The 24,329-nt window shown below is 70.8% G+C and carries 19 protein-coding genes and 2 tRNA genes; 8 read left to right on the forward strand and 13 right to left on the reverse strand.

Translation table 11 applies throughout. The features are described 5' to 3' along the window. The first annotated feature begins 128 nt into the window (after positions 1-128). Positions 129-599 (forward strand): hypothetical protein, encoded by a 471-nt coding sequence (locus tag AOM09_RS00380; RefSeq protein ID WP_062382645.1) that lies wholly within the window; start codon positions 129-131, stop codon positions 597-599. A 200-nt stretch (positions 600-799) separates the two neighbouring features. Here the strand turns inward: AOM09_RS00380 and AOM09_RS00385 are convergent, their stop codons facing one another. Beyond that, entirely contained in the window at positions 800-1,516 is a 717-nt protein-coding gene (locus AOM09_RS00385; protein ID WP_062382649.1) for a cache domain-containing protein, read from the reverse strand. Then, positions 1,513-2,274, reverse strand: a complete 762-nt coding sequence (locus tag AOM09_RS00390) for a FadR/GntR family transcriptional regulator (RefSeq protein ID WP_062382654.1) — start codon at positions 2,272-2,274, stop codon at positions 1,513-1,515. Before AOM09_RS00390 ends, AOM09_RS00385 begins: the two co-directional genes overlap by 4 nt. Positions 2,275-2,390: 116 nt before the next feature. Here AOM09_RS00390 and AOM09_RS00395 point away from each other — a divergent pair, with 116 nt between their 5' ends. From AOM09_RS00395 to AOM09_RS00415, 5 genes are all read left to right on the forward strand, one after another. Continuing rightward, positions 2,391-3,404 carry an ABC transporter ATP-binding protein gene (locus tag AOM09_RS00395; protein WP_062382658.1) on the forward strand — a complete coding sequence of 338 codons (1,014 nt, stop codon included), beginning with the start codon at positions 2,391-2,393 and terminating at the stop codon, positions 3,402-3,404. A 56-nt stretch (positions 3,405-3,460) separates the two neighbouring features. Then, positions 3,461-4,624: an extracellular solute-binding protein gene (locus tag AOM09_RS00400; protein ID WP_062382661.1), complete on the forward strand. Its 1,164-nt coding sequence runs from the start codon at positions 3,461-3,463 to the stop codon at positions 4,622-4,624. 66 nt (positions 4,625-4,690) lie between these two features. Further along, positions 4,691-5,557, forward strand: coding sequence for an ABC transporter permease (locus AOM09_RS00405; protein WP_062382664.1), 867 nt, complete (start codon positions 4,691-4,693; stop codon positions 5,555-5,557). Next, positions 5,557-6,363, forward strand: coding sequence for an ABC transporter permease (locus tag AOM09_RS00410; RefSeq protein ID WP_062382667.1), 807 nt, complete (start codon positions 5,557-5,559; stop codon positions 6,361-6,363). The genes AOM09_RS00405 and AOM09_RS00410 overlap by 1 nt, the downstream gene beginning before the upstream one ends. Positions 6,364-6,569: 206 nt before the next feature. Then, positions 6,570-6,977 carry a heavy-metal-associated domain-containing protein gene (locus AOM09_RS00415; RefSeq protein ID WP_062382671.1) on the forward strand — a complete coding sequence of 136 codons (408 nt, stop codon included), beginning with the start codon at positions 6,570-6,572 and terminating at the stop codon, positions 6,975-6,977. Positions 6,978-7,048: 71 nt separating this feature from the next. Here the strand turns inward: AOM09_RS00415 and AOM09_RS00420 are convergent. The 3 genes from AOM09_RS00420 to AOM09_RS15445 form a co-directional block, all read right to left on the reverse strand. Beyond that, a tRNA-Ala gene (locus tag AOM09_RS00420) sits at positions 7,049-7,124 on the reverse strand. A gap of 148 nt (positions 7,125-7,272) precedes the next feature. After that, positions 7,273-7,346: transfer RNA gene (locus AOM09_RS00425), tRNA-Ile, on the reverse strand. Between the two features lie 89 nt (positions 7,347-7,435). Then, complete coding sequence (locus AOM09_RS15445) at positions 7,436-8,296, reverse strand: DUF3566 domain-containing protein (RefSeq protein ID WP_228375014.1); 861 nt, start codon at positions 8,294-8,296, stop codon at positions 7,436-7,438. 166 nt (positions 8,297-8,462) lie between these two features. Between AOM09_RS15445 and AOM09_RS00435 the strand changes: the two genes are divergently transcribed. Further along, positions 8,463-10,802: a bifunctional lysylphosphatidylglycerol flippase/synthetase MprF gene (locus tag AOM09_RS00435; protein WP_062382675.1), complete on the forward strand. Its 2,340-nt coding sequence runs from the start codon at positions 8,463-8,465 to the stop codon at positions 10,800-10,802. 40 nt (positions 10,803-10,842) lie between these two features. Here the strand turns inward: AOM09_RS00435 and AOM09_RS00440 are convergent, their stop codons facing one another. The 3 genes from AOM09_RS00440 to AOM09_RS00450 form a co-directional block, all read right to left on the reverse strand. Continuing rightward, positions 10,843-12,354: a SulP family inorganic anion transporter gene (locus AOM09_RS00440; protein ID WP_062382678.1), complete on the reverse strand. Its 1,512-nt coding sequence runs from the start codon at positions 12,352-12,354 to the stop codon at positions 10,843-10,845. Between the two features lie 225 nt (positions 12,355-12,579). Then, positions 12,580-14,094: a catalase gene (locus AOM09_RS00445; RefSeq protein ID WP_062382681.1), complete on the reverse strand. Its 1,515-nt coding sequence runs from the start codon at positions 14,092-14,094 to the stop codon at positions 12,580-12,582. A 27-nt stretch (positions 14,095-14,121) separates the two neighbouring features. Continuing rightward, on the reverse strand, positions 14,122-14,577 hold the full coding sequence (locus AOM09_RS00450; protein WP_062382685.1) for a Fur family transcriptional regulator: 456 nt from the start codon (positions 14,575-14,577) through the stop codon (positions 14,122-14,124). A gap of 184 nt (positions 14,578-14,761) precedes the next feature. Here AOM09_RS00450 and AOM09_RS00455 point away from each other — a divergent pair, with 184 nt between their 5' ends. Next, positions 14,762-17,263, forward strand: coding sequence for an FAD-dependent oxidoreductase (locus tag AOM09_RS00455; RefSeq protein WP_062382689.1), 2,502 nt, complete (start codon positions 14,762-14,764; stop codon positions 17,261-17,263). A 10-nt stretch (positions 17,264-17,273) separates the two neighbouring features. Here AOM09_RS00455 and AOM09_RS00460 read toward each other — a convergent pair whose 3' ends face one another. The 5 genes from AOM09_RS00460 to AOM09_RS00480 form a co-directional block, all read right to left on the reverse strand. Next, on the reverse strand, positions 17,274-17,582 hold the full coding sequence (locus tag AOM09_RS00460; RefSeq protein ID WP_062382692.1) for a hypothetical protein: 309 nt from the start codon (positions 17,580-17,582) through the stop codon (positions 17,274-17,276). Positions 17,583-17,649: 67 nt separating this feature from the next. Continuing rightward, positions 17,650-18,369: a hypothetical protein gene (locus tag AOM09_RS00465; RefSeq protein ID WP_062382695.1), complete on the reverse strand. Its 720-nt coding sequence runs from the start codon at positions 18,367-18,369 to the stop codon at positions 17,650-17,652. Between the two features lie 84 nt (positions 18,370-18,453). Continuing rightward, positions 18,454-21,093, reverse strand: coding sequence for a DNA gyrase subunit A (gene gyrA, locus AOM09_RS00470; RefSeq protein ID WP_082098689.1), 2,640 nt, complete (start codon positions 21,091-21,093; stop codon positions 18,454-18,456). A 10-nt stretch (positions 21,094-21,103) separates the two neighbouring features. Then, complete coding sequence (gyrB, locus tag AOM09_RS00475) at positions 21,104-23,167, reverse strand: DNA topoisomerase (ATP-hydrolyzing) subunit B (RefSeq protein ID WP_082098690.1); 2,064 nt, start codon at positions 23,165-23,167, stop codon at positions 21,104-21,106. Positions 23,168-23,468: 301 nt separating this feature from the next. Further along, a complete protein-coding gene (locus tag AOM09_RS00480; protein WP_062382704.1) occupies positions 23,469-24,251 on the reverse strand; it encodes an Ltp family lipoprotein in 783 nt (260 codons plus the stop codon). Positions 24,252-24,329 lie beyond the last annotated feature (78 nt).

A 24,329-nucleotide genomic window follows, 5' to 3' on the forward strand; every position in this document is an offset into this window, starting at 1 on the left:
GCGTGCGGGAACTGTGGCGAACTGCACATCCCGGGCCGCTCGATTCCCCTGAAGTCGCCGCGAAACGGGCCGATAGGACGATCACAGGACACGGAGGTGTGCATGCGAGAGCCCGTCGAGGCGCGATCGTGAGGGCATGGCCCACCGCCGCGCGCGGCTACGCGCCGCCCGCCCCGCCCGGCTCCCCGGACGACGACCCGACCACGCATCGTGCCCGCCTGGACCGGCTCCTCTCGCCGCCGCTCCTCGACGCGCGGCCGCGCCGCCGGCGCGTGCTGTGCGGCGCCGTGGTGCATGTCGACGAGCTGAGCGGGCGCGTGCTGCGCTGCACGCGCGACACCGGCCACGGCGGCACGGATCACGACAACCTCGGCGCGCAGGTGCTCACCGACTGGGCCGAGACGGGCGGCGCGGAGCTGCTGACCTCCCCCATCCCGGTCACGCCGCTCGGTCAGACGATCGCGACGATCATGTCCCACATCCGCTCCTACGAGGGCGTGCGCCAATGGCGCCTCGAGCGCGGCCTCGAGGCCGATGCGACGGCCGCGTGGGAGCGCGCGGAGGCCCTGCGCCTCCTGGTGAGGACGCTCGGGCGCTGACGCGGCGGCCACGCGGCCCCGCCCCCACGTCACCCCCCCCCTCCGACACAAGTCACGGCTCTGGAGACCGCCGCTCCGCTCTTCGTGCGTGGACCCGAGGTCGACGGTCACAGGATCCGTGACTTGTGGCGGGGGGTGCGGCTCAGCGGCAGGACGGCTCAGCGGCAGGACGGCAGCGACGGACCGCGCGGGCGACGGCCTCAGGCGGTGCCGGCGACGGCGAGCGTGCCGCCGCAGCCGGGAACCGGGTGCCAGTCGCCCGACAGGCCCAGCCGCCGCGCCGGCGTGCCCGGCTCGACCGCCGCATCGGTCGCCGCGATGATGCGGCCCGCCGCGGTGCCGACGATGGCCGGGACCGCAGCCGCATGCAGCACGCCGTCGGTGAGGCGTTCGAGGCGCGCGACCGACAGGTCCGCGCCCACGACGCCCGCGACCGCGCCGTCGACCGTGACCGGCGAGGTGAGGGTGAGCGTGAGCTCGTCGGTGCACAGGTAGTCGATGTAGGGACCCGTGAGATAGGCGCCGCCGGACTCGACCGCGCCGCGCCACCACTCGAGGCGCGTGTAGTCGTGGAAGGACTCGTCGAGCGGGTTCTCGACCGAGGCGAGGCGCCGGAGCGTCCCCGGACGCGCGCCCAGACCCACGCCGTTCGCCGCGCTCACCCACCACGCGAGATGCCACGGCGCGTCCTCGAGGAACCCCGGTGCGGCGACGAAGCCGGCGCCGATCATCGGCCGGGCGTCGTCGAGCGACGGCGCCACGAGCCACTCGACCGCATCGTCGACGACCGGGCCGGTCGAGGACCCGGCGGCGAGCGCCTGCTCGAGGCGCGTGCGCCAGTCCGCGACCTCGGCGAACACCGGCCCCAGCGCCGTGCCGAGCACATCCGCGATCTCGAGGATCGCCTCCGTGATCACCGTTCCGCGACCTCTCGGATCGCCAGCAGGCGGTCGACCAGCCACCCGACCTGTTCGGCCACGACGGCGCGCGCCTGCTCCGGGCTCTCGTCGCCGATGGCCGCCAGCAGCCGGCGGTGGCGCGCGGCGTTGCCGGTCACCACCCCATGCTCCTGCAGCGCGATCCACAGCAGCGGGCCGAATTCCGCCTGGAGCCGTACCTGCTCGGACACCAGGCGCGCGGAGCGGGACAGCGCCGCCACCTCGAGCCGGATGCCGTTCTCGGCGCGCCGCGCGGCGACCCCGTTGGCCACCGCGCCGTCCTCGACCAGCGTGCCGAGCATCGCGACCTCGTCCGGCGTGGCGAACAGCGCCGCACGCTCCGCCGCGGCTCCCGCGATGAGCCCGTAGTGCAGCCCCATGTCGCGCAGCTCGACGCGCGAGAGCGCCGCGAGACGCGTGGTGAGCGCCGCGCGCGCATCGTCCCCGCTGCCGCACACGAAGCTGCCGCCGGCACGCCCCCGGCGCGTCTCGATCAGCCCCGCCGAGCGCAGCGACTCGAGCGCCTCGCGCGCGGTGACGGTCGCGACCCCGAACTGACGGCCGAGGTCCTGCTCGGTCGGCAGGCGCTCGCCCTGCTCGAGGAGCCCGAGCTGGATCGCGTCGGCGAGGCGCTGCGCGACGGCCTCGGCGCGGCCGACCGGCGCGAGCGGCGCGAAGATCGCCGCGTGCGTCGCGGACCGCGCGGCGTACGCGCCGGTGCCCCAGGTGAGTCCCATCGCGCCATTGTGACGGGTGCGCATGCGCCCCGGAAAGGTCTGGATCCAGAGATTTAATCAAGTCGTTACACGCCAGGTCTTGCCAATGACATCTGGAACCAGATGAATAGTGGGTCATGGAACCAGCCATCCGTCTCCGCGGCCTGCACAAGCGATTCGGCGACACGGTCGCGGTCGCCGACCTCGACCTCGACATCGCCGCGGGGGAGTTCTTCTCGATGCTCGGCCCGTCCGGCTCGGGCAAGACCACCGTGCTGCGCGTCATCGCGGGGTTCGAGCAGCCCACCGCCGGCACCGTCGAGCTCTTCGGCAAGGACGTCACCGCGCTCGCGCCCTTCGCCCGGCCCGTCAACACCGTCTTCCAGGACTACGCGCTCTTCCCGCACCTCAGCGTCATCGCCAACGTCGAGTACGGGCTGCGGGTCGCCGGCGTCGGCCGCCGCGAGCGCCGCGCGCAGGCCGAGGAGGCGCTCGCCTCGGTGCGCCTGGCCGGCCTCGAGGACCGCCGCCCCCACGAGCTCTCGGGCGGCCAGCGCCAGCGCGTCGCCCTGGCCCGCGCCGTCGTGCTCCGGCCCCAGGCGCTCCTGCTCGACGAGCCGCTGGGCGCGCTCGACCTCAAGCTCCGCGAGCAGATGCAGGTCGAGCTCAAGGAGCTCCAGCGCTCGCTCGGCATCACCTTCATCTTCGTGACGCACGATCAGGACGAGGCGCTCACCCTGAGCGACCGGGTCGCGGTCTTCGACGCCGGGCGCGTGGTGCAGCTCGGCACGCCGCGCGAGGTCTACGACCACCCGCGCAACCCGTTCATCGCGTCCTTCGTCGGATCCTCGACGCTCCTCGAGCCCGCGATCGCGGAGGCGTTCGGCCTCCCCGCCGTCGCCACGGCGGTGCGCCCCGAGCGGGTCACTCTCGACGCCCCGGCGGGCGGCGTGCGCGGCACCATCGCCGAGGTCATCTACACGGGCCCGGAGCACCGCATCGTGGTCGACCTCGAGGGGCTCGGCACGCGCATTACCGCGCTCGAGCCGAACATGGGCGCCGCGCACGAGCGTCGCCGCGGCGACGCCGTCACCGTCGCGATCGACCCCGCAGGCGCGGCCGCCCTCGAGTCCGAGGCGCCCGCGGCCTGACCGTCCCACCCAAGCCAGCACCACCCGCAGTTCCCATCGAAAGGAAGTGAAGTCCCGTGTCGAAGTCCCCGTCCCGCCTGGCCCTCCGGGCAGGCATCGCCGCCACCGCGGCCGTCTCCCTCGCCGCATGCGGCACCTCCGGCTCCGATGGCGGCTCCGAGGCCGCCTCGTCCATCGGCGACACCGAGGGCTCGGTGTCGATCCTCGCCTGGCCCGGCTACGTCGAGGACGGCTCCAACGACCCGACCGTCGACTGGGTGTCCGGCTTCGAGGAGGCGACCGGCTGCATGGTCGACGCCAAGACCTACGGCACGTCCGACGAGGCGTACCAGCTCATGCAGAGCGGCGGCTACGACGTGGTCGCCGCCTCGGGCGACCTGACCCTGCGCCTGGTGGCCTCCGAGCTGGTCGCGCCGGTCAACACGGACCTGCTCGAGAACTACGAGGGCATCTTCGACTTCCTCAAGAACAAGGAGTGGAACTCCGTCGACGGCGTCTCGTACGGCGTGCCCCACGGCTACGGCGCCAACCTGCTCATGTTCAACACGGACGAGGTCACCCCCGCGCCCACCAGCTGGGACGTCGTGTTCGACAAGGCCTCCGACTACTCGGGCAAGGTCACGGCCTACGACTCCCCGATCTACATCGCGGACGCCGCCGTCTACCTCATGACGCACAACCCCGAGCTGGGCATCGAGAACCCGTACGCGCTCGACGAGGACCAGTTCGCCGCCGCCGTCGAGCTGCTCAAGGAGCAGAACGCGTCTGTCGGCGAGTACTGGTCGGACTACCTGCTCGAGATCCAGGCCTTCGAGACCGGGGACTCCGTGGTGGGCACCACGTGGCAGGTCATCCAGAACTCGATCAGCACGGGCAACACCGACGTGGTGCTCCCCGAGGAGGGCGCGACCGGCTGGTCCGACACGTGGATGATCGCCTCGGACGCCGAGGCCCCCAACTGCGCGTACAAGTGGCTCGACTACATCGCGAGCCCCGAGGTCAACGCGACCGCCACCGCCTACTTCGGCGAGGCGCCCTCGTCCGAGGCGGCATGCGACTTCCGCGACGACTGCGAGGCGTACCACGCGGGCGACGAGGAGTACGCGAAGCAGATCTGGTACTGGACCACCCCGATCGCCGAGTGCGTCGACGGGCGTGAGGACGTCGAGTGCGTCGACTACTCCGAGTGGACCAAGGCCTGGCAGGAGATCAAGGGCTGACGCCCCGCGCGGGGGGACGATGCGCATCGTCCCCCCGCGCACCCCTCACCTCCCCCGGAAGGAACCATGACCGCCACCCGCGTCTCCACCTACCTGGCCCCGCGCCGCCGCCTGCGGCTCGCGGGCCTGCTCACGGCACCCGTGCTGTGGCTGGGCCTCGTCTACGTGGTCGCGCTCGCCGCCCTGCTCATCACGGCCTTCTGGACCGTCGACGCCTTCACGGGCCAGGTGCGGGTCGAGTGGACCACCGAGAACATCGTCGAGGTCCTCACCGAGGCGCTCTACCGCACCGTCACGCTGCGCACGCTCGGGATCGCGGCGCTCGTCACGGTGCTCGACATCATCGTCGCCGTTCCCGTGGCGTTCTTCATGGCGAAGATCGCCCGACCGCGCATGCGCCACCTGCTCGTCATCGCGATGCTCGCCCCGCTGTGGGCGTCGTACCTGGTCAAGGTCTACGCGTGGCGCGCGCTGCTGTCCGGCAACGGCCTCATCGAGTGGGCGGTGGCGCCGTTCGGCGGCGAGACCCCGGGCTACGGGATCGTCGGCGTGGTGCTCACGTTGTCGTACCTGTGGCTGCCGTACGTGGTCATGCCGATCTACGCGGGCTTCGACCGTGTCCCCGACCGCCTCCTGGAGGCCTCGGCCGACCTGGGCGGCCGCGGCTGGCGCACCCTCACCGCCGTGGTCCTGCCGATGATCCGCCCCGCGATCATCGCCGGCTCGATCTTCGCGTTCTCGCTGAGCCTGGGCGACTACATCACCACCACGATCGTCGGCGGCTCGACGCAGATGCTCGGCACGCTCGTGTACGACAACGTCGGCTCCGCCAACAACCTGCCGCTCGCCGCGGCGATCTCGCTCATCCCGATCGGGATCATCCTCGTCTACCTCGCCGCGGTCCGCCGGACCGGGGCGCTCAGGAGCCTCTGATGCAGCTCGGACGCGTCGCCCGCTGGGTGCTCGGCGGGATCACCACCGTGGTGCTCGCCCTGATCTACCTGCCGCTCGGCGTGGTGTTCCTCAACTCGATCAGCACCTCCGAGAGCCTCACGTGGCCCCCGCCCGGCTTCACGCTCGAGTGGTGGCGGCGCGCGATGCACTCGGAGGGCGCGTTCGAGGCACTCGGCATGTCCGTCATGGTGGCGCTCGCCGCCTCGGCGATCGCGCTGGTGCTCGGCACCCTGGCGGCGATGGCGCTGTCGCGGCACCGGTTCTTCGGCAAGGAGAGCGTCAACCTGCTCATCGTGCTGCCGATCGCGCTGCCCGGCATCGTCACCGGCATCGCGCTCAACAACGCCTTCCGCACCCTCATGGGCGTGCAGCTCGCGGTGTGGACGCTCATCATCGCGCACGCGACGTTCTGCATCGTCACCGTCTACAACAACGCCTTCGCGCGGCTCAACGCGTCCGGCACGCGCCTCGAAGAGGCGTCGATGGATCTGGGCGCGGGACTCTTCACCACGTTCCGCCTGGTGACCTTCCCGCACCTCAAGTCCGCGCTCATGGCGGGCGGGCTGCTGGCCTTCGCGCTGAGCTTCGACGAGATCATCGTCACCACCTTCACCGCGGGCACCGGCGTCACGACGCTGCCGCTGTGGATCCTGCAGAACATGTTCCGGCCCAACCAGGCGCCCGTGGTCGCGGTGATCGCCGTGATCCTCGCGGTCGTGTCGGTGGTACCGCTCGCCATCGCGCAGCGGCTCACCGCGAAGGACGCGGAGGCCGTGTCGCGCTGAGGCGCGGTGCCCATCGCCATGCGGTGGTCCACCACAAGTCACGGATCTGGTGATGGTCGATGCCCGGCGCGTGCGTGAATGCGCGATCGGCAGGCCCGGGATTCGTGACTTGTGCGCCGGGGCGCCGGGGCGCCGGGGCGCGGCGCGGCGCGACACCGGGACCAAGGGTTGACCTTCCACCCGAGGGGAAGGCTTACCGTCGAGGCATGAACGACACCACCCTCGCCGGCGCGACCGGCACCGTCCTCGACCTCGCCGTCTCGGGCATGACCTGCGACGGCTGCTCCTCGACCGTGCACGATGCGCTCGTCGCCCTCCCCGGCGTCCGCTCGGCCTCCGTCGACCACGCGACGGGCCGCGCCGTCGTCCTCCTCGCGCCCGAGGCGTCGGCGGAGGACTTCGCCTTCGAGGCCGACGCCGCGGTGCACGATGCGGGCTACACCCTCGAGTCCGCGCGCGTGCTCGAGCTCGCGACCGTGGGCGACGACGAGGGCGTGACCTCGTGCGGAGGCGACGGGGGCTGCGGCTGCGGCGGGGCGGCCGAGGCGTCGGACAAGGCCAAGGCCAAGGACGAGTCCGGCGGCTGCGGCGGGGGAGCCGGCGGCTGCTGCTGAGCCGCGCCGCGCATCGTCCACCCGCACCCGGACACCACGAAGGCCCCGCCGCCGGCGGGGCCTTCCATGTCTGGTGGAGCCTAGGGGACTCGAACCCCTAACCCCCTGCTTGCAAAGCAGGTGCGCTACCAATTGCGCCAAGGCCCCTCGTGGTCCACCGGGTGATCAGCGGACCGGGTGGTGGACATCGTCCCACACGTCTCGATCGGAGTTCTCGGTGATGAGCACGTACGCGATCGCGCCTGCCACGAAGGCGGCTGCCAGGATCAGCGTGTTCCTCATCGAATCACCTCGGTGGGCCCAGGAGGACTTGAACCTCCGACCTCTTCGTTATCAGCGAAGCGCTCTAACCGCCTGAGCTATGGGCCCTTCGCGGCATCCCTGCCGCGGCGATAAACGATACCGGACGCCAGCCGCGAAACAAAATCGCGGCCGGCGCGGCCTCGTTCACCGGACGATCAGTCGTCCGTGAGGGTCACGTAGACGCCGCCGACCACGGAGGCGACCACGTTGTACAGGAACGCGCCGATGGTCGACAGCGCGGTGAGCAGCACCACGTTGATGACCGCGACGAGCGTCGCCGCGCCCATGACCTTGTTGGGGTCGACGAACTGCATGATGTCGATCTCGGAGTCCGTCGAGAAGAGCTGCACGACCCACTCGTTGACGAGCGTGAACACGCCCATCTGGTTGAGCACGGTCCACATGACGAAGACGGCGACCACGAACATGATCCCCGCCGCGATCGACAGCAGGAAGCCGAGCTTGAGCGCCGACCACGGGTCGATGCGCGACAGCAGGACGCGCGCCTTGCGCGGGCCGCCCTTCGACGCGGGCACGGCCATGTCGTCGCCCGCCTTGAAGCTCTCGGCCGCGCGACCCGCGAGGCCCTTGACCTTCGCGGCGCCCGCACCCAGCACGGCGCCTCCGGCACCGATCGCGCCCTCGCGCTTGGACGGGGACTCGGCCGGGGCGGCGGGCGCCGCAGGCGCTGCGGGCGCGCCGGTCGGGGCGAAGGCCTGGGGACGCTGCGCGGTCCGCGTCGGGATGCCCTCGGGCGCGGACTGCGGCCGCAGCGCGGTGCGCGTCGGGATCGAGCCGGTCGACGTGGGTGCCGCCTGGGCGGGGGACGATGCCGCGGCGGCGGGTGCTGCGGAGGCGGTGGGGGCCGCGGGCGCGGTCGGGGCGGGGGCCGCCGGGGCCTCTGCGCCGACGGGCATGAATGCTCGACGCGACGGGACCTGACCGGTGGTCGGCTCCGTCGGGCGCGGCGTGTACAGGCCGCGGGCCGTCGAGGTGGTGCGGTCGTCCGCGTTCATAAGGCTCCCTGTTCTCTGACACGCTTCTCAGCGGTCGCATCCGCTCGCTCGCGCGTGCGGGCATCATCGTCAAGGGTAACCGAGCGGCTCGCGCTGGTCATTCCCCCTGGTGGGCGCGGCGCGCCGGACCCTCCCGCGGCCATGCGATGCGGTCTAGCGTGGCCCCATGGACACCGAGACGCCCCGGTCCGAGCCGTCGCCCCTCGCCTCCGCCTGGGAGCTCGTGAGGCGGGTGCCCGGCACCATCACCGTCACCGTCCTGGTGCTCGCGGTGGGTGCGCTCACCGGCGCGCTGTGGACCTCCGCGGAGAGCTCCGGCCTGGTGGATCGCTGGGGATGGGGCGTCGACGAGTTCGCCGATGGCCGCTGGCTCAACCTCCTCGCCGGCGCCGCGATCGCACCGGCACCGTGGATGTACGTGCTCATCCTGGGCACCTTCTGCATCGGCGGCGGTTTCCTCGAGCTGCGCTACGGCACGGTTCGCATGCTCATCGCGGTGATCGGCACGCATGTCGCGGCGGTGCTGGGGACCGCGGCGCTGCTGCTCGGGCTCGGCGCGCTCGGCGTGGGCTGGGCGGAGACGCTCGCGCATGTGCCCGACGTCGGGCTGAGCAACGGCGGCTTCGGCGCGCTGGGCGCCGCCACCGCGGGCATGCCCCTGCTGTGGCGCCGTCGCGTGCGCCTGGTCGGGCTGCTCTACTGCGTCGCGATGATCCTCTACGCCGCGGAGATCTGGGACTTCACCCACGGCATGGCCTTCGCCGTCGGCATCCTCATCGGGCCCTGGATCGTCGGCCGCGAGCGCGAGCGCCTCGACTGGCGCTTCGGCACGCAGGAGGTGCGCGACACCGCCGCGATCCTGCTCGCGTTCGGCGGCCTGCACCAGCTGCTCACGCGCATCTGGCCCGGTCAGGGCGGCATCCTCGAGTTCGGCGGCGCGGCGGACGATGCGGGGGTCACCACGCTCGGCCTGGTCGGCGGCGCGGTGGTCTCCCTCGCGTTCGCGTACGCCCTGCACAAGGGGCGCCGCGGCGCGTGGTGGGTGGTGACCGTCCTGTCGGCGCTCACGGTGCTCGCGTCGCTGCTGGTCGATCTCACGCCGTCCGTGGTGCTCGACGTGATCCTCGACGCGGCCCTGCTGGCGCTCCTGATCGGCTGGCGGCGGTGCTTCGCGGTGAAGGCGTCGAAGGCCAACCGGCGCCGGGTGTGGCGACGGGGCCTTCTCACGGTCGCCGGTCTGGTGACGTTCACCGTGGTGGCGATCATGGCGCTCGGCGACCAGATCGACCCGGAGCCGACGCTCGGCTACGCGATCGGCGAGGCGCTGCTCCGGGTGTTCGGGCTGTCGAGCGGACTCGAGGGCACCACCACCCTGGCGCGGACCCTGCTGAGCGGCATCGGCATCGTCTGGTTCGTCGCGTTCGCGATCTTCCTCGCGAGCCTGCTGCTCGCCTCGCGTCAGCACAGCACCGACGAGGCGGTGAGGGACCGCTACATCGCCCTCCAGCGCGGCACGGCCTCGATGACGAGCATCGGCTACATGACCCGCTGGGAGGGGATCGACCACTGGATCTCCGACGACGGCGAGGCCGGCGTGGGCTTCCGTCAGGTGGGCAGCACGGTGATCGTGCTCTCCGATCCGGTCGGGACGGCGGAGGGCGTCCCGGCCGCGCACGCCGAGTTCGCCGACTTCTGCCGCTCGCGGGGCTGGCGCCTCGCGTACTTCGCCGTGAGCGAGGCCCAGCGCGCGGTCCTCGAGCGCGAGGGCTGGCGGGCGATCCAGGTCGCGGAGGACACGGTGATCCGCCTGCCGGAGCTCGCGTTCACGGGCAAGGCATGGCAGGACGTGCGCTCCGCCATCAACCGCGCGAAGCGCGAGGGCATCACCATGCGGACGGTGAGGTTCGCGGACGCCCCACGCGGCCTCAAGGACCAGATGGAGGCGATCTCGGCGCAGTGGGCGGGCGACAAGTCGCTGCCCGAGATGGGGTTCACGCTGGGCGACCTGCGCGAGGCGGACGATCCCAACGTCGAGATGCACCTCGCCGTCGACGCGGACGGCACGGTCCACGGGATGACCAGCTGGCTCCCGGTGTACCGCGACGGCGACGTGGTCGGCTGGACCATAGACATCATGAAGCGGCGGCTCGACGACGGCGTGATGAGCGGCGTGATGGAGTTCCTCATCGCGCAATCGGCCGTGGAGTTCAAGGAGGCCGGCTACGAGTTCATCTCGCTGTCGGCCGCGCCGCTGAGCTACTCGGGCGAGATCGAGGGCAGCGTGGAACGGCTGCTCGACGTCCTCGCCGACAAGATGGAGCCGTACTACGGGTTCACCAGCCTCGAGCGGTTCAAGGCGAAGTTCAAGCCCGAGCACCGGCCGCTGTCGCTCATGTACGCCGACGAGGCCCAGCTCCCCGCGATCGCACTGGCGATCCTCCGCGCGTACCTGCCCGACGCGACGGCGGCGGACCTGGTCAAGGCCGCGGTGAGCCGCCCCGATTAGCCCCCCTCGCGCGGCTCGGGACGCCGCGTCCTCCCGCTGGCTAGTGCCCCGTGCCCAGCTGCCCGGTCATGCGCCCGTGGAACTCGCGCGAGGCCTCGTTGAGCCCCACGATCTCGACCTCGATGCCGTGCGCGGCGTACTTGTGCTCGACCGCGTCGAGCGCCGCGACCGTCGAGGCGTCCCACACGTGCGAGTCCGACATGTCGATGACCACGCGCGACGGGTCGCCCGCGTAGTCGAACTGGCTGTAGAGATCGTTGGAGCTGGCGAAGAACAGCTCGCCCGTGACGGTGTAGCGCCGCTCGCCGTCCTCGATCGGGCCGCCGGTGACCTCCGCGAGGTGCGCGACGCGCCGCGCGAAGAGCACGGACGCGAGCAGCACGCCCGCGACCACGCCGAATGCGAGGTTGTGCGTCACGACCACCACCACGACGGTGACCAGCATCACCGCGTTCTCCGAGCGCGGCAGACGCTTCAACGTCGACGGCCGGATCGAGTGCCAGTCGAAGGTCGCCCACGACACGAACAGCATCACCGCGACGAGCGCGGCCATCGGGATGACCGCGACCACGTCGCCGAGCAGCAGGATGAGGACGAGCAGGAACACGCCCGCGGACAGCGTCGACAGGCGGGTGCGCGCGCCGCCGGCCTTGACGTTGATCATGGTCTGGCCGATCATCGCGCAGCCGCCCATGCCCCCGAACAGGCCCGTGACGATGTTAGCCGCGCCCTGACCCCACGCCTCGCGGGTCTTGTCGGAGTGGGTATCGGTGACGTCATCCACGAGCTTCGCGGTCATGAGCGACTCCAGCAGGCCCACGAGCGCGAGGCCCAGCGCGTACGGCAGCACGATGCGCAGCGTGTCGAGCGTCCACGGCACGTCGGGGACGAACAGCCCGGGCAGGCCCTCGGGCAGCGCACCCTCGTCGCCCACGGTCGGCACGGCGATGCCCGCCCACACGGTCACGATGGTGAGCACCACGATCGCCACCAGAGGCGCCGGCACGGCCTTGGTCAGCCGCGGCCACAGGAAGATGACGACCAGTCCCGCCGCGACCAGTGCGTACACCGGCCACGTCTTGCCGGTGAGGTGCGGCAGCTGCGCCATCGCGATGAGGATCGCGAGCGAGTTCACGAAGCCCACCATGACCGAGCGCGGGATGAACCGCATGAGCTTCGCGACGCCCAGCAGCCCCAGCGCCACCTGGATCATCCCGCCGAGGATCACCGCGAGCACCAGGTAGTCGAGCCCGTGCTCCTTCGCGAGCGGGGCGACCACGAGCGCCACCGCGGCCGTCGCGGCGGAGATCATCGCGGGGCGCCCGCCCAGGATCGCGATCGACACCGCCATCGTGAACGAGGCGAACAGACCCACGCGCGGGTCGACTCCGGCGATGACCGAGAAGGAGATCGCCTCGGGGATGAGCGCGAGGGCGACCATGAGGCCCGAGACGAGCTCGACGCGCATGACGCGCGGCTCGAGGGCGGCACGCCAGGACGATGCGGCGGCGGCCTCGGGCACGCCGGTGGCGGTGCGGGCGGCGGTGGGCATGGGGACTCCGTCCGGGCAGGTGGGGGAGGCCGGCATCGGCCGCGCACCAGGGTAGCCGGTGGACTCCCGATGACGAATGTGTACTGAATTGCCGCCCGTGCCGGATGTGGTCGCACCGGCCATGACATCGTCCGCTCGCGCCACATGTGTCATCGGGAGTCGCGCGGGCGGCACGGCGCAGGCCCGGACCCCCGTGCGGGGGTCCGGGCCTGCGGAGGGGACTGCTTAGACCGTCACGGGCTCCACGCCGGTGCCGGGCTCGCCCGCCTCGACGGGGGCCTCGCCGGAGAGGTTGGCGCGAAGCTTCGCGCCCAGACCGGCGTCGACGTTGGTCCAGTACTGGATCGCACGCTCGCGGATCTCGTCCGACTTCACCGCGCCGACGTGGCCGGTGATCTGGTCGAGGATGTGCGCCTTCTGCTGGTCGTCGAAGACCTCGCGGTACAGCGTGCCCGCCTGACCGAAGTCGTCGTCCTCGGCGTGCAGCGTCGCCGCCGCGCGGACCATGGCGCCGTCCGACTCCCAGTTGCCCGCGTCGCCCGCGCGCTCGGCGTCGGCGTGAGCGCCGCCGTGCGAGTTGGGCGCGTAGACCGGCGTCGACGCCGAGGCGAACGAGTAACGCATCGCGCCGTCCTTCGCGTACGAGTGGCCGTTCGCGTCGGCCGCGTGCGGGGCGTTGACCGGCAGGTCGGCGTGGTTGGTGCCCACGCGGTAGCGGTGCGCGTCCGCGTACGAGAAGATGCGCGCCATCAGCATCTTGTCCGGCGAGGCGCCGATGCCGGGGACGAAGTTCGAGGGGGCGAAGGTCGCTTGCTCGATCTGCGCGAAGTAGTTCTCGGGGTTCTTGTTGAGCTCCATGACGCCCACCGGGATCAGCGGGTAGTCGCCGTGCGGCCACACCTTGGTGAGGTCGAACGGGTTGAAGCGGTAGGTCTTCGCGTCCTCGTACGGCATGACCTGGACGAACAGGTCCCAGCGCGGGAAGTCGCCGGCCTCGATGTGCTCGTAGAGGTCGCGGATGTGGTGGTCGCCGTCCGAGCCCGCGAGCTGGCCCGCCTCATCGATAGTGAGGCCGTGCACGCCCTGCTGGCTCTTGAAGTGGTACTTCACCCAGAAGCGCTCGCCCTCGGCGTTGATCCACTGGTACGTGTGCGAGCCGTAGCCCTGCATCTCGCGCCACGAGCGGGGGAGGCCGCGCTCGCCCATGAGCCACGTGACCTGGTGGGCCGACTCCGGCTGCAGGGTCCAGAAGTCCCACTGCATGTCGTTGTCGCGCAGGTGCGAGCCCGGCAGACGCTTCTGCGACCGGATGAAGTCGGGGAACTTGATGCCGTCGCGGATGAAGAACACGGGCGTGTTGTTGCCCACGAGGTCGTAGTTGCCCTCGGTCGTGTAGAACTTCAGCGCGAAGCCGCGGGGGTCGCGCCACGTGTCGGGCGAGCCCGCCTCGCCCGCGACGGACGAGAAGCGCGCGAGCATCTCCGTCTGGACGCCGTCCTGGAAGAGCGCCGCGCGGGTGTACTTCGCGATCTCGGGGTTGGTGGTGGTGAACGTGCCGAACGCGCCGCCGCCCTTGGCATGCACCACGCGCTCCGGCACCCGCTCACGGTTGAACTGGGCGAGCTTCTCGACCAGGTAGTGGTCGGTCAGCGCGGTGACGCCGCTGTTGCCGACGGTCAGCGAGTGCTGGTCCGAGGCGACCGGGGCGCCGGCGTTGGTGGTCGTGAACTTCTCCGACATGGAGATCCTCCTAGGAAGTGATGACGTTCAAGGGTGGGCGGGGACGGGGTCCGACGCGGTGGTGACGGCGGCCTGGCATTCGAGGCACAGGCCCCAGAACGTGACCTCGGCCTCATCGAGGACGAAGCCGTGGGACTCGCTGGGGGTCAGGCACGGCGCATGACCGACCACGCAGTCGACGTCCACGATCGCGCCGCAGCGCGTGCAGACGAGGTGGTGGTGGTTGTCGCCTACCCGAAGCTCGTACCGGACCGGGTGATCGCCCGGTTCGATCGCTCGGGTGAGACCGCTGCCGGTGAGGTCCCGCAACACGTTGTAGACGGTCTGGAGGGACACGTCCGGCAGCGCCTGCGCGACCTTGGCGTGGATCGCGTCGGCCGAGGCGTGCGGAAGACCCCCGAGGGCCTCGATCACCGCGCGTCGCGGCTCGGTGACGCGCAGACCCGCTCCACGGAGCAGGTCGGTGGCGTCGGTGAGGGTCATGGGGGACAGCGTACGGCCTTTTTTTGAATGATTCAAATGAAAGTCCTCACGCCACGCTCTCGGGTGGTCAACGGACGGCGCGCGGCGCACGCTCCCTGGGCCGAGCCGGGACTTGATACCCCCAGGTGTGGATACCCCGGGGGATATCTTCGACAGCAGAAGCAGATACCTCGGGAGGTATGTCATGAAGCTCGTCGTCATCGGTGGCGTCGCCGCCGGAGCGTCCACCGCAGCACGCGCCCGTCGGCTCGACGAGTCCGCCGAGATCGTGGTCTTCGAACGCGGTCACCACGTCTCGTTCGCGAACTGCGGCCTGCCCTATCACGTGGGCGAGGTCATCACCGATCGCTCGCGACTGCTGCTCCAGACGCCCGAGAGCCTGCGCGAGTCGCTCGACCTGGATGTGCGCGTCGCCACCGAGATCGTGTCCATCGACCGCACGGCCAAGACCGTCACGGCCCGCGAGGTCGACGGCGGCCGCGAGTACACCGAGCCGTACGACACGCTCGCCCTGTGCATGGGTGCGGAGGCCGTGCGGCCGCCCCTGCCGGGCATCGACCACCCCGCCGTCGAGGTCCTGCGCCGCATCGGCGACATGGACCGCATCAAGACCCGGCTCGACGCCGCGATCGCGGCCCAGAAGGCGGGCAGGCGCGGCACCGTCACCGCCGTCGTGGTCGGCGCCGGGTACATCGGCCTCGAGATGGCGGAGAACCTCCACCACCGCGGTGTGCGCGTCGAGGTGGTCGAGCTGTCCGACCAGATCCTGCCTCCCGTCGACAATGAGATCGCCACCCCCGTCGAGCAGCACCTGCGCATGCGCGGCATCGGCCTGCACCTGTCGACCGCGGCGGCGGCCTTCCAACCGGCGGACGATGCGGACGGCGCGGGCCGCGTGAACGTCGAGCTCACCTCGGGGAAGGTCCTCACGGCCGACCTGGTGATCCTGGCCGCAGGGGTGAGGCCGGCGGTGCAGCTGGTGAAGGACGCCGGGATCGAGCTCGGCCCGAAGGGCGGCATCAAGGTCGACACCCACATGCGGACGTCCGACCCCGACATCTACGCGGCGGGCGACGCGGTCGAGACCCCGCACCCGGTGCTCCCGGGCTCGTACCTCTCGCCCCTCGCCGGCCCGGCCAACCGCCAGGCGCGCGTGGCCGCGGAGAACATCTGCGGCCGCGACACCGAGTACCGGAGCACCCAGGGCACCAGCATCGTCAAGGTCTTCGACATGACGGCCGGCGGCACCGGCGCCACCTCGCGCCAGCTCGACGCGGCCGGCATCGACTACCGGGTCGCCCACGTCCACCCGTCGGGCCACGCGGGCTACTACCCCGGCACCGCGATGATGCACATCAAGCTGCTGTTCTCGCCCGTGGACGGCCGCGTGCTCGGCGCCCAGGCCTGCGGCTTCGACGGCGTCGACAAGCGCCTCGACCTGTTCGCGATGGCGGTCCGGTCGGGCCTCACCGTGTTCGACCTCGAGGAGCAGGAGCTGGCGTACGCGCCGCCGTTCGGCTCCGCCAAGGACCCCGTCAACATGGCCGGCTTCGTCGCCGCGAACACCCTCCGCGGCGACTTCACGCTCTGGTACGCGCAGGAGTGGCCGCTCGCGGCGGGTGCGCGCCTCATCGACGTGCGCACCCCCGAGGAGTACGGCATCCACCACCTCGCCGGAGCCGAGAACCTGCCGCTCGCGACCTTCCGCGAGGCGGTCGCGGGCTGGACGGACAAGGACCGGCCCATCCGCCTCTACTGCGCCGTCGGCTTCCGCTCCTACCTCGCCCACCGGATCCTGGTGCAGCTCGGCTTCACCGACGTCGCGACCCTGTCGGGCGGGTCGACCACGTTCGGCCACGTCCACGACGACCCGGCCGACCGGTACACGGCGCGCCCGCCCATGGAGAGCTACGCGGAGGAGGTCTCGGTCGCCTCGGCCGTCGCCGCCGCGACCGGCACCCTCACCGAGCTCGACTGCACCGGTCTCGCCTGCCCGGGCCCGATCATGCGCCTCGCGGATGCCATGGCGAAGGCGAACGCCGGCGACGAGGTCCGCATCATCGTCTCCGACCCGGGCTTCGCGCTCGACGGCCCTGCGTGGGCATCCAAGAACGGGCACACCCTGGTGAGCCTCGACCCCCAGGGCCCCGGCTTCGTGGGCACCTTCCGCAAGGGCGGCGTCGCGCCGGTCGCGACCGGTGCATCGTCGTCGGGCAGGAGCAAGACCTCGATGGTGGTCTTCAGCGGCGACCTCGACAAGGTGCTCGCGGCGTTCATCATCGCCAACGGCGCGGTCGCGATGGGCGACGAGGTCTCGATGTTCTTCACCTTCTGGGGCCTCAACGCCCTGCGGAGGACGGACCCGCCCAAGCGCGAGAAGACGATGATGGACAGGATGTTCGGCGCGATGATGCCGCGCGGCGCCGAGAAGCTGACCCTGTCGCAGATGCACATGGCCGGCGCCGGCACCGCGATGATCAAGAACGTCATGAAGCAGAACGACGTCCCATCGCTGCCCGCGCTCATCCGGTCGGCGCAGGAGGGCGGCGCGCGCCTGCTCGGCTGCACCATGACGATGGATCTGCTCGGCATGGCGCAGTCCGACCTCATCGACGGCGTCGAGCTCGCGGGCGTCGCGACCTTCCTGGGCGAGGCCGACCAGAGCGGCACCACGCTGTTCATCTGACGCCGTCACCTCACGCGGCGGAGGCCTCCGAGGCCGAGGGCGCGGTGGGAGAGTTGAGCGCGGGCGCCGTGCCGATCCCGAAGATCCCTGCGTAGCCGATCGCGCACCCCAGCGAGAGGACCGCGGCGCCGGTGACGACGATCCCGAGCGCCGTGATCCCGCGGTCGCGCGAGGTCGCACCGATCGCGAGGGCGGCGACGGCCAGGCCGACGGCGATGACCGCCACCACGAGCGCGGCGAGCGGGACCCAGAAGAGCAGCAGCGCGATGATCGCGCACAGGATCGCGCCCGTAGCGAGCCAGAAGCCCCGACCAGTCACGCGATCCTCCGTCCACGCCCTGTTCGGAATCTAACAAGAGCGGGCGCGGCGCGCAGGGGCGCGGGGCCTACGGCTCGGCGACGCTGAGCGAGCCGGGGTCGACGAACCACACCCGGGCGTGCCCGCCCCGGGAGGTGGGGACGATGAAGGCGTCGCCGTCGCGCGTCACCCCGCCGAGGGCGTCGTAGTAGTCCGCGAGCCCCTCCTCGGTGAGGACACCCCCGACCGACTGCTGCGCGTCCGTGACGTCCGTGCTCAGCAGCATCGACATCGGCTCGCCGACCGGTGGGAAGGGGATCTGGAAGGCGACGGTGCTCGCGTCCCGCCAGATGGCGACCGCGTCGGTGGCGAGCACGTAGACGTCGTCCCCCTCGAACACGTCGCCGTCGTCGCTGGGTGTGACGCGGTAGCGGATCCCGTCGTCATGCACCACCGACCAGGACCCGGCCTCCACCTCGCCCTCGGGATGCGAGGCCTCGAGGTCGGCGACGAGCGCGTCCCAGCCGCGCCCGTACTCGAACACGTACGTCGCCCCGTCCTTCGCGAGCGGGACGTTGCGGACCTCCGCGGAGAACTGCGGGTCGCGGTCGTGGAAGCCGACCACCCAGATCTGGTCGACCTGCTCGAGGCGCTGGACCCCGAACGAGGCACCGACGGCGAGCGCCGCGAGGATCCCGAACGCGGCGGTCACGCGCCACAGGCGCGCGAGCGCACCGATGAGCGCGATGACGGCGGCGAGGGCGGCCACCCACAGCGCGGCGGTCGCGAGCGTCTCATGGAATCCCACCTGGTCCCCCTCGGTCCTCGGTGAGGGGAATGTAGCAGGAAGGGCCGGCCGCGGAGGCGGCCGGCCCTTCCTGTCAGCTGGGGATCACTCCGCGGTCGGAGCCTCCGGCGCCACGGTCTCGACGGGGGTCTCGGGAGCGGCGCTCTCAGCGCCCTCCTCGGCCTCGTCGCCGTCGAGGTTGCGCTCGACGTTGCGGGCGATGCCGATGATGCGGTCGCCCTTGCCCGGCTTGGCGAAGATGACGCCCATCGAGTTCTTGCCCTTGACCGGGACCTCGGACACGGCGGAGCGGACCACCTTGCCGGACTCCATGATGACGAGCACCTCGTCGGTGTCCTCGACCAGCAGAGCGCCCACGAGGTCGCCGCGCTCCTCCGTGAGGGTCGCGACCTTCACGCCGAGCCCGCCGCGATGCTTCGCGCTCCACGCCGAAGCGCTCGTGCGCTTCGCGTACCCGTGACGCGTCACCACGAACGAGTACGGGCCGTCGCCTGCGGGGACCTCGTCCTCGCCGCCCTCGACAACGGCCGCGTCCTCGACCTCAGCATCGTCCGTCGCCACCGCCGTGCCGGCGAGGATGACGTCCAGCGCGAGCAGCTCGTCCTCGCCGCGGAAGCTCATGCCCTTGACGCCGGAGGTCGCGCGGCCCATGGGGCGCAGCTCCGAGTCCTTGGCGTTGAAGCGGAGCGACTGGCCGAGGCGCGAGACCAGCATGAGGTCGTCCTCCGCGGAGACCAGCCGCGCCGAGACGAGCTCGTCGGGGATGAGCTCGCCGTCCTCGGACTCGACCTCGCGCAGGTTGATCGCGATGAGGCCGCCCGTGCGGTTGGAGTCGTAGGCCTTGAGCTCGGTCTTCTTCACCAGTCCGCGCTTGGTCGCGAGGACCAGGTAGTCCGCGTCGTCGTAGCTGCGCAGGTCCAGCACCTGGGCGATCTCCTCGCCCGGCTGGAACGCGAGCATGTTCGCGACGTGCTGGCCCTTGGAGTCGCGGCCGCCCTCGGGCAGCTCGTACGCCTTCGCGCGGTAGACGCGGCCCAGGTTGGTGAAGAACAGCAGCCAGTGGTGCGTGGTGGTGACGAAGAAGTGCTCGACCACGTCGTCGTTGCGCAGCGTCGCGCCGCGCACGCCCTTGCCGCCGCGCTTCTGCGCCCGGTACTGGTCCGAGCGCGTGCGCTTGACGTAGCCGCCGCGGGTGATGGTGACCACCATCTCCTCCTCGGCGATGAGGTCCTCGATCGAGACGTCGCCCTCGAAGGGGTGGATCACGGTGCGGCGGTCGTCGCCGTACTTGCGGGTGACCTCGGCGAGCTCCTCCGAGATGATCGTGCGCTGACGCTGCTCGTTGGCGAGGATGTCGCGCAGGTCGGTGATCTCGACCATGAGGGCGTTGTAGTCGTCCGTGATCTTCTGGCGCTCCAGGGCCGCGAGCCGGCGCAGCTGGAGGTTGAGGATCGCGGTCGCCTGGACCTCGTCGACGTCGAGCAGCTCCATGAGGCCGCCGCGGGCCTCGTCCGCGGACGGCGAGCGGCGGATGAGGGCGATGACCTCGTCGAGCGCGTCGAGCGCCTTGAGGTAGCCCTGCAGGATGTGGGCCTCGCGCTCGGCCTCGCGCAGGCGGTAGGCGGTGCGGCGCTGGATGACCTCGAGCTGGTGCGTGGTCCAGTGGCGGATGAAGCCGTCGAGCGACAGGGTGCGGGGCACGCCGTCGACGATGGCGAGCATGTTCGCGCCGAACGTCTCCTGGAGCTGCGTGTGCTTGTAGAGGTTGTTGAGCACCACCTTGGCGACGGCGTCGCGCTTGAGCACGATCTCGAGGCGCTGGCCGGTGCGGCCCGACGTCTGGTCGCGGATGTCCGCGATGCCGGAGACCTTGCCGTCCTTGACCAGCTCCGCGATCTTGATCGCGAGGTTGTCGGGGTTGACCTGGTACGGCAGCTCGGTGATCACCAGGCACATGCGGCCCTGGATCTCCTCGATGTTCACCACCGCGCGCATGGTGATGAGGCCACGGCCGGTGCGGTACGCGTCCTCGATGCCCTTGCGGCCCAGGATGGTCGCGCCGGTGGGGAAGTCCGGACCGGGGATCCGGGCGATGAGCGCCTCGAGCAGCTCCTCGCGCGACGCGTCGGGGTGGTCGAGGTGCCACTGCACGCCGTCCGCGAGCTCGCGCAGGTTGTGCGGCGGGATGTTGGTCGCCATGCCGACCGCGATGCCGGCGGAGCCGTTCGCGAGCAGGTTGGGGAAGCGCGCGGGCAGGATGGTGGGCTCCTGCTCGCGGCCGTCGTAGTTGTCCTCGAACTCGACGGTGTCCTTGTCGATGTCGCGGACCATCTCCATGGCCAGCGGCGCCATCTTGCACTCGGTGTACCGCGAGGCCGCGGCGCCGTCGTTGCCGGCGGAGCCGAAGTTTCCCTGGCCCGCGATGAGCGGGTAGCGCAGCGACCACGGCTGCACCATGCGGACGATCGCGTCGTAGATCGCGCTGTCACCGTGCGGGTGGTACTTGCCCATGACGTCGCCGACGACGCGGGAGCACTTGGAGAACGCGCGGTCGGGCCGGTAGCCGCCGTCGAACATGGCGTAGAGCACGCGACGATGCACGGGCTTGAGGCCGTCGCGCACGTCGGGCAGGGCGCGGCCGACGATGACCGACATGGCGTAGTCCAGGTAGGACCGCTGCATCTCGGTGTTGAGGTCGACCGCCTCGATGCGACCGTGATCCATCTCGGGGGTCTCAGATGTCAAGGAACCTCACGTCCTTCGCGTTGCGCTGGATGAAGCTGCGGCGGGACTCCACGTCCTCGCCCATGAGGACGGAGAAGATCTCGTCCGCCGCGGCGGCATCGTCCATGGTGACCTGGAGCAGGGTGCGGGTCGCGGGGTCCATGGTGGTGACCCGCAGCTCCTCGTGGTTCATCTCTCCCAGACCCTTGTAGCGCTGCACCCCGTTGTCCTTGGGGATACGCTTGCCGTTGGCCTGGCCGTCCTTGAGCACGGCGTCGCGCTCCCGGTCGGAGTACACGTACTCGTGGTCCGCGTTGGTCCACTTGATCTTGAACAGCGGCGGCTGCGCGAGGTACACGTAGCCGGCCTCGATCAGCGGACGCATGTAGCGGAACAGCAGTGTGAGCAGCAGCGTGCGGATGTGCTGGCCGTCGACGTCGGCATCGGCCATGAGCACGATCTTGTGATAGCGCGCCTTGTCGATGTCGAAGTCCTCGCCCATGCCCGCGCCGAACGCGGTGATGAGGCCCTGGACCTCCTGGTTGGAGAGGGCCCGGTCGAGGCGCACGCGCTCGACGTTGAGGATCTTGCCTCGGATGGGCATGATCGCCTGGTTGTAGGGCTCGCGTCCGGCCTTGGCGGAGCCGCCGGCCGAGTCGCCCTCGACGATGAAGATCTCACACTCGGAGGGCTTGCGGCTCTGGCAGTCCGAGAGCTTGCCGGGCATGCCGCCCGACTCCAGGAGCCCCTTGCGCCGGGTCGCCTCGCGCGCCTTGCGAGCGGCGATGCGGGCCTGCGAGGCCTGGATGGCCTTGCGGATGACGTCCTTGGCCTCGTTCGGGTGCGCGTCGAACCAGTCCGTGAGCAGCTCGTTGACCACGCGCTGCACGAAGGTCTTGGCCTCGGTGTTGCCCAGCTTGGTCTTGGTCTGGCCCTCGAACTGCGGCTCGCCGAGCTTGATCGAGATGACCGCCGTGAGGCCCTCGCGGACGTCGTCGCCCGTGAGGTTGTCGTCCTTGTCCTTGAGGATCGACTTCTCGCGGGCGTACTTGTTCACGAGCGTGGTCAGCGCCGCCCGGAAGCCCTCCTCGTGCGTGCCGCCCTCCGTGGTGGAGATGGTGTTCGCGTACGTGTAGACGGCCTCGGAGTACGCGGAGGTCCACTGCATGGCCATCTCGAGGGAGATCTTCTTCTCGGTGTCCTCGGACTCGAGCGAGATGACCTCGGGGTGGACCAGCTCGGCTTTCTTCGCGGCGTTGAGGTGGGCGACGTAGTCGACCAGTCCGCCGTCGTACTTGTACGTCACGGTGCGGGACGTCGGCTGCTCCTCCGCCTCCGCATCGTCCTCGACCGCGATGTGCTCGGGACGCTCGTCGATGAGCGTGATGCTGAGGCCCTTGTTGAGGAAGGCCATCTGCTGGAAGCGCGCACGCAGCGTCTCGTAGTCGTACTCGGTGGTCTCGAAGATCAGCGGGTCGGCCCAGAAGGTCTGCTGGGTCCCGGTCTCGTCCGTGGCCTCGCCCTGGATGAGCGTGCCCTGCGGCTTGCCGCCCTCGGCGAAGCTCTGCCGCCACACGTGCCCCTGGCGACGGACCTCGGTCTCGACCTTGTAGGACAGCGCGTTCACCACGGAGATGCCGACGCCGTGGAGGCCTCCGGACACCGCGTAGCCGCCGCCGCCGAACTTTCCGCCCGCGTGCAGGATGGTCATGACGACCTCGACGGTCGGCTTGCCCTCGGTCGGGTGCATGTCGACCGGGATACCGCGCCCGTTGTCCTGGACCTTGACGCCGCCGTCGGCCTGCAGCGTCACCGTGATGGTGTCGCAGTAGCCGGCGAGCGCCTCGTCGACGGAGTTGTCGACGACCTCGTACACCAGGTGGTGGAGACCGCGCTCGCCCGTGGACCCGATGTACATGCCGGGACGCTTGCGGACGGCCTCGAGGCCCTCCAGGACGGTGATGTTCTCGGCGCCGTAGGCAGGCTCGTTCGCCCGCTCCTCGCTATTCGCCACAGATTCGCCTTTCAAGCCGCTGACGGGACTGTGCACCAGTCCCGTCGTATCTCGACCCATTCTAGTGGCTCTGAGGGGCGATACGGCGCGTTTCACAGGGTGTTCAGGGCGGGTCGACGGTATCCGGCGACGCGCTCCTCGAGCCCGCACCCTGTGGGAGGCCCGCCGGGCGCCATGAAGCGCACATGCGCGGGAACCGTTCCGGGGAGCGGCCGCGCCCTCAGCTCACGTCCGCTCCCCGCGGCCGCCGATGCGACGATGCGCACCGGCACCGGGCGTCATCGCCCGGCCCCCTCGACGCGTCGCCGCCTCGCGGCGGCGACGCGCGCCCTCCAGGGACGGAGACCTGGAGGGAACCGGGTCAGAGACCCAGTTGATCTGCGGCGTGCTCCGCCTGCGCCTGGGTGAACTGGCTGCCGTACTCCGACGTCATCTGATCGATGAGCCCGGCGCGGCTGAAGGCCATGGTCTCGAGGTACGACTCGGCCGCCTCGACCGCCTCCGCCTTCCAGTCGACCTCGATGCGCTCGACGGCGTGCTCCGCCTGCGCCTTGGTGAACTGGCTGCCGTACTCCGACGTCATCTGGTCCATGAGGCCCGCCTTCGAGAAGGGCAAGGTGTCGACGTAGGACTGGGCCTGCTCGACCGCCTCGGCCTTCCAGTTGACCTCGACGTTGTCGATCGCCCAGGTCGCGGCCTTCTCGGTGAACTGGCTGCCGTACTCCGAGGTGAGCTGCTCGAGCAGGCCCGCCTTCGAGAACGAGGAGAACTCGAGGTACTGCTCCGCCGCCTCGAGCGCCTGCTCGGACTCCTTGTTCGGCGCCTCGGGTCGCGCGGGCTCGGGCTCCTCCTCGACCGCGTCGGCCGCGGCGTCGACATCCTCGACGGGGTCCGCGTCGCCCGCAGTCGCATCGGACGTCTCGTCGGCTGCCGCGGCGTCGGGCTGCTCGGCGGGCTGCTCGATCGCCGCCGCATCGTCCTGGGTCCCGGCCTCGTCGTCGCCGCCGGCGACCGCGTTGCTCGCTCCCACGACGAGGAGGACGCCGCCGACGCCGGTGAGGATCTTGTGGCGGGCGAACCAGTTCTTGCGGGTCTCGGGCTGCTGCTCCATCGGAGGCGCCTGGTCGGTGTGCTGCTCGGTCATGCTGTGCTCCTGCTGGGGCGCGCAGCGGCGCGACCCTGTCGGTTTCGTGATCCACAGGCAGGAGTCGCAGATGACGGC

Source organism: Demequina iriomotensis (assembly GCF_000971395.1).
GTDB classification, from domain to species: domain Bacteria; phylum Actinomycetota; class Actinomycetes; order Actinomycetales; family Demequinaceae; genus Demequina; species Demequina iriomotensis.

Coding starts and splice junctions, on each gene's coding strand:
- AOM09_RS00390 (WP_062382654.1), bottom strand. CDS start 2,274: ATGGGACTCACCTGGGGCACCGGCGCGTACGCCGCGCGGTCCGCGACG.
- AOM09_RS00440 (WP_062382678.1), bottom strand. CDS start 12,354: ATGCCCACCGCCGCCCGCACCGCCACCGGCGTGCCCGAGGCCGCCGCC.
- gyrA (WP_082098689.1), bottom strand. CDS start 21,093: ATGGATCACGGTCGCATCGAGGCGGTCGACCTCAACACCGAGATGCAG.
- AOM09_RS00415 (WP_062382671.1), top strand. CDS start 6,570: ATGAACGACACCACCCTCGCCGGCGCGACCGGCACCGTCCTCGACCTC.
- AOM09_RS00405 (WP_062382664.1), top strand. CDS start 4,691: ATGACCGCCACCCGCGTCTCCACCTACCTGGCCCCGCGCCGCCGCCTG.
- AOM09_RS00410 (WP_062382667.1), top strand. CDS start 5,557: ATGCAGCTCGGACGCGTCGCCCGCTGGGTGCTCGGCGGGATCACCACC.
- gyrB (WP_082098690.1), bottom strand. CDS start 23,167: ATGGGTCGAGATACGACGGGACTGGTGCACAGTCCCGTCAGCGGCTTG.
- AOM09_RS15445 (WP_228375014.1), bottom strand. CDS start 8,296: ATGAACGCGGACGACCGCACCACCTCGACGGCCCGCGGCCTGTACACG.
- AOM09_RS00455 (WP_062382689.1), top strand. CDS start 14,762: ATGAAGCTCGTCGTCATCGGTGGCGTCGCCGCCGGAGCGTCCACCGCA.
- AOM09_RS00450 (WP_062382685.1), bottom strand. CDS start 14,577: ATGACCCTCACCGACGCCACCGACCTGCTCCGTGGAGCGGGTCTGCGC.
- AOM09_RS00445 (WP_062382681.1), bottom strand. CDS start 14,094: ATGTCGGAGAAGTTCACGACCACCAACGCCGGCGCCCCGGTCGCCTCG.
- AOM09_RS00435 (WP_062382675.1), top strand. CDS start 8,463: ATGGACACCGAGACGCCCCGGTCCGAGCCGTCGCCCCTCGCCTCCGCC.
- AOM09_RS00480 (WP_062382704.1), bottom strand. CDS start 24,251: ATGACCGAGCAGCACACCGACCAGGCGCCTCCGATGGAGCAGCAGCCC.
- AOM09_RS00395 (WP_062382658.1), top strand. CDS start 2,391: ATGGAACCAGCCATCCGTCTCCGCGGCCTGCACAAGCGATTCGGCGAC.